The 9329-nt window shown below is 40.8% G+C and carries 7 protein-coding genes; all 7 read left to right on the top strand.

Annotated elements, in window-relative coordinates:
- Window positions 1-429 precede the first annotated feature (429 nt).
- Window positions 430-2019 (top strand): bifunctional phosphoribosylaminoimidazolecarboxamide formyltransferase/IMP cyclohydrolase, encoded by a 1590-nt coding sequence (gene purH / locus ACRD7B_RS17265; protein ID WP_430825859.1) that lies wholly within the window; start codon window positions 430-432, stop codon window positions 2017-2019.
- A gap of 12 nt (window positions 2020-2031) precedes the next feature.
- Window positions 2032-3057 (top strand): rod shape-determining protein, encoded by a 1026-nt coding sequence (locus tag ACRD7B_RS17260; RefSeq protein ID WP_430825858.1) that lies wholly within the window; start codon window positions 2032-2034, stop codon window positions 3055-3057.
- A gap of 79 nt (window positions 3058-3136) precedes the next feature.
- Window positions 3137-3967 carry a rod shape-determining protein MreC gene (gene mreC / locus ACRD7B_RS17255; protein WP_430825857.1) on the top strand — a complete coding sequence of 277 codons (831 nt, stop codon included), beginning with the start codon at window positions 3137-3139 and terminating at the stop codon, window positions 3965-3967.
- Complete coding sequence (gene mreD / locus ACRD7B_RS17250) at window positions 3960-4478, top strand: rod shape-determining protein MreD (RefSeq protein WP_430825856.1); 519 nt, start codon at window positions 3960-3962, stop codon at window positions 4476-4478. Before mreC ends, mreD begins: the two co-directional genes overlap by 8 nt.
- 2 nt (window positions 4479-4480) lie before the next feature.
- Window positions 4481-6313, top strand: a complete 1833-nt coding sequence (gene mrdA / locus ACRD7B_RS17245; RefSeq protein ID WP_430825855.1) for a penicillin-binding protein 2 — start codon at window positions 4481-4483, stop codon at window positions 6311-6313.
- The gene (gene rodA / locus ACRD7B_RS17240) at window positions 6300-7721 is read left to right on the top strand and encodes a rod shape-determining protein RodA (protein WP_430825854.1); all 1422 of its coding nucleotides are present in this window, start codon (window positions 6300-6302) and stop codon (window positions 7719-7721) included. Before mrdA ends, rodA begins: the two co-directional genes overlap by 14 nt.
- A 285-nt stretch (window positions 7722-8006) precedes the next feature.
- Window positions 8007-9311: a KamA family radical SAM protein gene (locus ACRD7B_RS17235; RefSeq protein ID WP_430825853.1), complete on the top strand. Its 1305-nt coding sequence runs from the start codon at window positions 8007-8009 to the stop codon at window positions 9309-9311.
- Window positions 9312-9329 lie beyond the last annotated feature (18 nt).

Genomic DNA, 9329 nt, shown 5'->3' with positions numbered 1-9329 from the left:
TCTTAATCTCTTGAGACGCCCCATAGTACAAGTTATCAAAGTTTTCCTGTGACATAAAGATGTTGTTTTGATACTTTAAGTTAGGCGTTTAAATAATTTTTGTAAAGTTTTTGATTTTCCTCCTCACCTCAATCCTCTCCAAATGGAGAGGAAGTGAGCTATTTGGAAGATTTTTGGGTTGAATACGGAGTTTATGTTAATAGCGGGTTGGATCCCCAAAAATACAATGATCGGCCTTGTGCTTTTCTCAAGAAGTGCAGACACCTTCTCCTTGAGGAGAAGGCCGGGATGAGGTAGATTTTGCTTTTAAATGTGTATACATTAGCCACTCCCCAAGTTATTCCCCAATCTGTTGATGAATTGTGAATAATATTATGGTTTAACTGTCCTTATTTTGTTATTTTTGCGAAAAGAACTAATTGAATATAAATGAATACGGTAAAAAAGGTCAAATCGGCATTGGTATCTGTCTTTCATAAGGACGGTTTAGATGAAATCATTAAAACGCTTCACGAGCAAGGGGTAACCATTTATTCAACTGGTGGAACTCAGGCTTTTATCGAAGGCTTAGATGTGCCTTGCGAGCGCGTTGAAGATTTAACGAGCTACCCATCTATACTAGGTGGTCGGGTTAAAACATTGCATCCAAAAGTATTTGGTGGCATATTAGCACGTCGCGATAACGAGGATGATTTAAAGCAATTGGCCGAATACGATATTCCGGAAATTGACTTAATCATTGTTGACCTTTATCCTTTTGAAGCAACCGTTGCTTCAGGAGCACCTCTTCAGGATATCATCGAGAAGATTGATATAGGTGGTATTTCATTAATTCGTGGGGCTGCTAAAAACTACAAGGATGTGATTATCGTACCATCGAAAGATCAGTATGCTGACCTGCTTACCATCTTGAAAGAGAAAAATGGCGAGTCTGATTTGGAAGACCGTTTCAAATTTGCAGCAGCTGCCTTTGGTGTTTCTTCACACTACGATTCGGCTATCTCTAACTTCTTCAATAAAGATAAGGAAGACATGGAGCGCATTAGCTTGAACGATGGTGAAGTATTACGTTATGGTGAGAATCCACACCAGAAAGCGACCGTATATAAATTTTCTAATACCAAGAATGGTGCTAGCCTGGCCAATGCCAATGTGTTGCAGGGTAAAGCACTTTCGTATAACAACATGTTGGATGCCGATGCAGCCTGGAAAGCTGCCAGCGATGCTTACCATTCGGTAACACACATTGAGAATAAAGTTGCCGTATCGGTTGTAAAACACCTTAACCCATGTGGTTTAGCCGTGGCCGACGATACACTTAAGGCGCTTGAAATGGCTTGGGCAGGCGATCCAATTAGTGCCTTTGGTGGCATTATCTGTTTCACCTCAAAGGTAACGGGCGAGATTGCCGAGTGGTTTGCCAAGCGATTTGTTGAAATTATTATTGCCCCTGAATATACCGAAGAAGCATTGGCTGTTTTTGGAAAGAAAAAGAATTTGCGCGTATTGGAAACGCCTATTAAAGATGCCATTACGGGTGAAAAGTTGATTCGCTCGGTAAGTGGTGGTATCCTTGTTCAGGACGAAGATGAAGGTGTTGATTCAGAATTTAAAACAGTTACTACCCGACAATTTGCTGATAATAAAATGAATTTAGCTAAATTTGGGATTACCGCTTGTAAGCATTTGAAGAGTAATGCCATTGCTATTGTCACTGAAAATGCGGATGGAGCGTTCTGGTTAACAGGTGCCGGCATGGGTCAGCCAAACCGTTTGGATAGTCTTCGTCATTTGACTATTCCGCGTTTTAATCTGAAAGAAGGACTTGATATTAAAGAGTCTGTTGTTATTTCAGATGCTTTCTTCCCATTCCGCGACAGTATTGAAGCTGCCAATGAGTACGGCGTAAAATACATTGTTGAGCCAGGTGGTAGTATACGTGATGATGAAGTTATTGAAGCTTGTAACGAGTTCGATATGGCTATGATCTTTACAGGTAAAAGACATTTTAAACACTAAAAAATTAATTGAATGGGATTATTTTCGTTCTTATCGCAAGAAATAGCCATTGATTTGGGGACAGCCAATACAATCATTATCCATGCCGACAAGATTGTTGTGGATGAGCCATCGATTGTTGCGCTGAACCGTAAAACCGACAAGCTGGAAGCTATAGGTGAGCGTGCTCGCCAGATGCATGGTAAAACACATGATAATATCTATACCATTCGCCCATTGCGCGACGGTGTAATTGCCGACTTTAACGCGGCCGAGCAAATGATCAGGGGCATGATCAAGATGATTAATAAGAAATCAAAAATGTTTACGCCCTCATTAACCATGGTTATTTGTATTCCTTCGGGAAGTACCGAGGTTGAGATACGTGCGGTACGCGATTCATCGGAGCATGCTGGTGGTCGCGAGGTTCACATGATTTACGAACCAATGGCAGCAGCCTTGGGTATTGGATTGGATGTGGAAGCACCGGAAGGAAATATGGTGGTTGATATAGGTGGTGGTACTACAGAGATTGCGGTTATTTCACTGGGTGGTATTGTTACGAATAAATCCATTCGCATTGCCGGTGATGATTTAACAGCCGACATTATGGAGTACATGCGTCGTCAGCACAACATTAAGGTGGGCGAGCGTACGGCTGAGAACATAAAAATTGAAGTAGGTTCGGCCTTGCCTGAATTGGAAGAGCCACCAGTTGATTTTATTGTTCGTGGGCCTAACCAAATGACTGCTTTACCAATTGAAGTACCTGTTTCGTATCAAGAGATCTCTCACTGTTTAGAGAAGTCCATTTCGAAGATTGAAACAGCAGTTCTTTCAGCCTTGGAGCAAACACCACCTGAGTTGTATAGCGATATCGTGAAGAACGGTATTTTCTTAGCTGGTGGAGGTGCTTTATTGCGCGGATTAGATAAGCGTTTGTCGGATAAGATTAATATTCCATTTCACATCGCTGAAGATCCATTGCACGCTGTGGCTCGTGGTACAGGCATTGCGTTGAAAAATCGTCATCGCGTATTGCCTTATTTGATTAAATAATATACCAAGATAAATGCTGCCTTAGAGAATGTTTCTGAGGCAGCTATTTTTAATATACATGGAAACACCTTAAAGGATAATGAGAAATTTTATTCGTTTTATCATCAAGCACCATTTTGTTATTCTGTTTGTGATTATTGAATTGATTTCCATCCTTTTTGTTGTTAACTATAACGCCTACCAACGTTCTGTTTTTCTCTCCTCATCCAATCGTGTAAGTGCTGGAATGTATGGCACTTTTAGTGAGGGTGCAGAATATCTGATGCTACGTCAGATAAACAAGGAGCTGGCACAAGAGAACGCCTACCTTCGAAGTCGTTTACCCGAGTCCTTTAAGGCTTCAAAAGATTATTTCCAGTTGGTGTTTGATAGCCTCAGTCAGCAAGAGTATGTGTACAGGGCTGCTAAGGTCATCAATAACTCTACCAATAAACGTTTTAACTACATCACACTTAATAAAGGTGCCAACAATGGTATCGAGCCCGAAATGGGTGTTATCTCATCGCGCGGAGTAGTTGGCATTGTGAAGAATGTGTCCGATAATTACTCAACGGTGATATCTGTTTTGAATACCCGCATGAAGGTATCGGCAAGGTTGAAGGAGTCGGGATTTTTTGGTGCGCTCGAATGGCATGGAGGCGCATATCAGTACGCCTATCTGCGCGAGATTCCGAGGCACGCCAATGTGAATGTGGGCGATGTGATTGAAACCAGTGGCTATTCATCCATTTTCCCGGGAGGTATATTAATTGGTACCGTTCAGGAAGTAGATTTACAAACAGGAGAGAGCTTTTACGAAATTAAGGTGAAGCTTTCGGTCGATTATAAAAATTTGTCCTACGTTGAAGTAATTGGACACCCGCTAAAGGTGGAACAAATTAACCTCGAAAAAGAAACGATCAATGATTAGTTATTTACCACGCTACATATTCAACTTCTTTTTCTTTATCCTGATACAGGTATTGGTGCTTAACAACATCCAGTTCAGTGGTTTTGTTAACCCGTATTTGTATGTGCTGTTTATTATTACTCTGCCCTTTGAAACACCAGGCTGGTTGCTTCTGGTTCTTGGTTTTGTGACGGGGATAAGTGTAGATATATTTAGTAATACCATAGGCATGCATGCGTCGGCAGCTGTGTTCATGGCTTTTTTGAGACCATATGTATTGCGGGCTTTTGCGCCACGCGAAGAGTATCAGCCGGGAACCATTCCTATCATGAATCACTATGGGTTTTCGTGGTTTTTCCGCTATGCTTTTATATTGGTATTGGCACATCACCTCTTCTTGTTTTATGTTGAGGTATTTTCGCTTACACACTTTTTTTCTACCCTATGGCGTGTTATCGCGAGTAGTGCATTTACCATGTTATTAATAATCGTTTCTCAGTTATTTAGCCGAGGCAAAAGCAGGGGGAGGTAAGCGTGGGAGGCATCAATAATAGAACATTATTAATTGCAGTTCTCATGATTGGCATTGGGATAATTTATATCTCAAAGCTTTTTGTATTACAAGTTTACGATCCGTCCTATAAGTTTTCGGCCGAGAGTAATACGCGCCGTAAAGTAACGCAATTCCCATCGCGTGGATTGGTGTATGATCGAAATGGAAAGCTATTAGTCTCGAATCAGGCTGTGTACGATGTAATGGTGGTTCCGCGAGAAATTGTGCCCTTCGATTCCCTTGATTTCTGCGATTTATTGGGCATAAGCATTGAAAATTTGCGAGAGCGTTTTGTGGAGATGCGTGTTAACATGGGTAAACGGAAAATATCGAGTTACAAACCATCAGTGTTTTTAAAGCAGTTGTCGGCCGAGCAATACGGGCGTTTTCAAGAGAAACTGTATAAGTTTAAAGGTTTCTTTGTTCAGGGGCGATCCATACGAAAATACGAATACCCAATAGCTGCACACGTACTTGGATACGTGAGTGAAGTTGGGCAAGGTCAACTGGATAAGGACGCCTATTATTCCAAGGGCGATTATGCGGGTGTCATTGGCATTGAGCAGACCTATGAAACATATTTGCGGGGTGAGAAAGGTGTTAAGTACATGATGGTTGATGTGCACGGCAGGGAGAAAGGAAAGTTCCGACATGGCCGATACGATACTGCAGCTATTACCGGAAAGAATTTAAGCTTATCGCTCGATATTGAACTTCAACAGTATGCCGAGCAATTAATGCAAAATAAAATTGGCAGTATCGTTGCCATTGAACCAAGTACGGGTGAAATATTAACGTTTGTGTCTGCACCATCCTACGATCCGTCTATATTGGTAGGACGTAAACGGGGAGAGGGATTCCTGAGTTTGGTTGAGGATACTTTAAAGCCAATGAATAACAGAGCCCTACAGGGAACTTATTCGCCGGGTTCAGCTTTTAAATTGGTGAATGCGGCCATTGCTCTGCAGGAAGGTGCCATCACCCCACATAGTAAATTTGAATGCGACGGTACCGCTTCAAAACCCATTCGATGTACGCACTATCATCGTTCGCCAATTGAAGCTGCTGGTGCCATTGAAACCTCGTGTAATCCCTTCTTTTATCAAGCCTTTAAACGCACTTTGGAGCGGCCTGGTGTAAAAACCCGTGATGGTTACGTTGCTTGGTACAATCATGTTCGCAGTTTTGGTTTTGGCGAACGTTTGGGTATCGATCTGCCCTATGAAATAACTGGAGGAGTGCCAAGTGCAGAATACTTCGATAAAGAATATCATGGTAGATGGATTGCATTAACAGTACGTTCACTCGGTATTGGACAACAAGAGTTACTGGTTACCCCTTTGCAAATGGCCAACGAAGCTGCGATTTTGGCGAATAGAGGTACCTATTACAGTCCACATGTGGTGAAATCCATTGAGGGCGAAGAATTGCCGGATAATTTTATTACGAAAAAGGAAACCACCATTGATCCCATTCATTTGGAAGAGGTAATTAAGGGAATGTCTCAGGTATATACCGGGGAAATTGGTACAGCGCGTTATTATCAGCACGATAGTATACAAATGTGTGGAAAGACCGGTACCGTTGAGAACCCATTTGGAGATGATCACTCTGTATTTATTGCCTTTGCACCGAAAGACAATCCGAAGATTGCCATAAGTGTTATTGTTGAAAATGCAGGGTATGGAAGTACCTGGGCGGCGCCAATGGCTACCTTATTAATGGAGAAATACATTAGCGGAGAAATACCGAGGCGACATAAATATTACGAGACTAAAATGTTAGAAGGAGATTTTATCAATGGCGACAAATAGCTACATAAAGCGCGTTGATTGGATAACCATAGGTTTATATGCCTTGTTGGTTGCTTTTGGTTGGGTAAGTATTTATGCGGCCAACTTTAATCCCGAGAATCCGGTGTTTTTTGATACAGGTAAGGAGTATTTTAAGCAATTGGTATGGATTGGTTTATCTCTTTTCTTTATAGGCATAATCTTCTTGACCGATAGTAAATTCTACGTTGAGTTTTCTTATATCTTTTACGGTTTAACCCTATTTCTTCTGGTGGCTGTTCTTTTGTTTGGTAAAGAAATAAATGGTGCCAAATCTTGGTTTGAAATTGGTCCCGTCCGGTTTCAGCCAGCTGAATTGTGTAAGGTGGCAACTAATCTGGCCATAGCACGTGCACTAAGTCGTTATGGGTTTTCCTTTAATCGTTTTTCTGACCTGTTGCGAGCTGGGGCGCTTATTCTTTTACCCATGTTGCTAATTCTTTTGCAAAACGATACGGGTTCAGCCTTGGTTTATGCAGTGTTTATTCTCGTGTTTTATCGCGAAGGTTTAACGGCTTATGTTCTGACCTTTGGCTTTATAGCTGCAATTGTAGTCACGCTTACCTTAATGATCCCGAATGCCACCATTATTGGTATGATAATTTTGGGCGTAGTAGCTGTATTGTACATTAAAGGTTATAGAAGAGAATTAATAAAACCGCTTGTTGCTGGTGCAGTTACTTTTGGCCTTGCCTTTGCGGCGCGATACCTTGTGGAAAAACAATGGCCATTGGAGTACTTGTTAATGGCAGGTGTTTTCGTTGCCTCTGTTTATATATTAGTAACTTCCTTGGTGAAACGTGCGTTCCGATTTGTGCCAACCTATTTATTGATTCTGTGGAGTGCTATTGGGCTGTCTTTAACGGCTGATTACTTTTTTGAAGAGGTACTAAGCGATTATCAACGAACACGTATCAATGTGTTGTTAGGTTTGGAAAGTGACCCATTAGGTGCGGGTTATAATGTGAATCAATCAAAGATTGCCATCGGTTCGGGAGGTTTCAGTGGGAAAGGTTTCTTACAGGGAACACAAACCAAATTTGATTTTGTTCCCGAGCAGTCAACCGATTTTATTTTCTGTACCGTTGGTGAGGAGTGGGGCTTCCTGGGTTCAACTCTCGTTGTTATACTATTTGTGAGTCTTTTACTGCGATTATTGTTTTTAGCTGAGAAGCAGCATTCTAGTTTTAGTCGAGTTTATGGATATGGCGTGGCGGCTATATTTTTCTTTCATTTCGCCATAAATATGGGTATGACCATTGGTTTGGCACCTGTAATAGGAATTCCACTACCATTTTTTAGTTATGGGGGGTCTTCTTTGTGGGGTTTTACTTTATTATTGTTCGTTTTCTTAAAGTTAGACACCAATCGAACAGAGCTAATTCGTTAACATTTATTAACCGTAAGATAAAAGTCATGTTTTCGCTAATGTTAACAGGAAGTTTCCTGTACATTAAGTAGTTATATGTGTAGTAAATTGAAAGAAGGCATGTTTTGAATTGGTTTTTATTTATTGTACCTTTGCGCCACATATTTCAATATGTATATGTGTTCAATTGTTTTGGCCAAAGAGTTGAAAGAGTGTTGTTTAGTGTTCAGAAGTGGTTGGCCAAAAAGTATTCAAATTAGTTAATTCCGAGCTTATTTCTGCCGAATCAACAAAAATTAATTGCCTATGAAGTATAGTATTTATGCCTTGCACAATTATCGACAAATTCCTCAAATAGCCCAACTATCAGAAGAAGATCAATTTAGTATAGAAGTGGTAGGAACTGTTTTACCATTTAAAACCAACAGTTATGTTGTTAATGAATTGATAGACTGGGATAACTATAAGGAAGATCCTATTTTCATTCTAAATTTTCCTCAAAAGGGAATGTTGGAAGAAGAGGATTTTAACCATATGGCAAAAGTGCTTAAAAGTGGTGCCGATAAGGCCAGCATAAAGCTAGAAGCTAATAAGATACGTGAGAAATTGAATCCTCACCCTGCCGGACAGCTTGAGTATAACGTACCTGAATTGAATGGTGTTAAATTAACAGGTGTACAGCACAAATATACCGAAACAGCTTTATTTTTCCCTGCTCAGGGACAAACATGTCATGCCTTCTGTACATTTTGTTTCCGTTGGCCCCAATTTACCAACATGGATGAGATGAAGTTCGCCATGAAGGAAATTGATTATGTAATTGATTACCTAAGAGAGCATCCCGAAGTGACTGACTTGTTGATAACAGGTGGTGACCCGATGGTGATGAAAGGTAAAGTACTAGATGAATATTTATCTGCTTTGGTGAATGCTAATTTGCCAAACTTGAAAAACATACGTATTGGTTCTAAGACCTTAGGTTTTTGGCCTTACCGATACCTAACCGATGCTGATGCTGACGTTGTATTAGATGCCTTCAAAAAGGTGACGGATGCAGGATTGTCGTTGGCTTTTATGGCTCACTTTAATCATTACCGCGAGTTAGAAACTGAGGCTGTTCAGCAAGCAATCAAGAAGATTCGTGCTACAGGTGCTCAAATTCGAACACAGTCTCCACTATTGAACCATATCAATGCCAATCCTGAAGTATGGTCAACTATGTGGCAAAAACAGGTTGAACTGGGATTAATTCCTTATTACATGTTCATGGCACGTGATACAGGTGCGCAGAAGTACTTTGGTGTTTCTTTAGCTGATGCATGGGAGATATTCCAAAAAGCTTATACAAGCGTAAGTGGCATTTGCCGAACAGTGCGTGGACCAAGTATGTCGTGTACACCTGGTAAAGTACGTGTGGTTGGTGTAACTGAGGTGAAAGGCGAAAAAGCTTTTGTACTTGAGTTTATTCAGGGAAGAAATAGCGATTGGGCAGCACGTCCTTTCTTTGCTAAGTATGATACCAAAGCAGTTTGGATGGATGAATTGAAGCCTGCCTTTAATCAACCTGAATTCTTTTTTGAGGAGGAGTTATCAGATATGTTTTTAAGCTAATAATTAGCATACAATATA

This window comes from Carboxylicivirga fragile, assembly GCF_050589805.1.
GTDB lineage: Bacteria > Bacteroidota > Bacteroidia > Bacteroidales > Marinilabiliaceae > Carboxylicivirga > Carboxylicivirga fragile.
Note: the sequence above shows the minus strand (reverse complement) of the source record. Positions and strands in the feature narration are given on the sequence as shown.

Bases quoted from the DNA above. Each gene is read 5' to 3' on its own strand.
- mreC (WP_430825857.1), top strand. From the start codon at position 3,137: ATGAGAAATTTTATTCGTTTTATCATCAAGCACCATTTTGTTATTCTG.
- rodA (WP_430825854.1), top strand. From the start codon at position 6,300: ATGGCGACAAATAGCTACATAAAGCGCGTTGATTGGATAACCATAGGT.
- ACRD7B_RS17260 (WP_430825858.1), top strand. From the start codon at position 2,032: ATGGGATTATTTTCGTTCTTATCGCAAGAAATAGCCATTGATTTGGGG.
- mreD (WP_430825856.1), top strand. From the start codon at position 3,960: ATGATTAGTTATTTACCACGCTACATATTCAACTTCTTTTTCTTTATC.
- ACRD7B_RS17235 (WP_430825853.1), top strand. From the start codon at position 8,007: ATGAAGTATAGTATTTATGCCTTGCACAATTATCGACAAATTCCTCAA.
- purH (WP_430825859.1), top strand. From the start codon at position 430: ATGAATACGGTAAAAAAGGTCAAATCGGCATTGGTATCTGTCTTTCAT.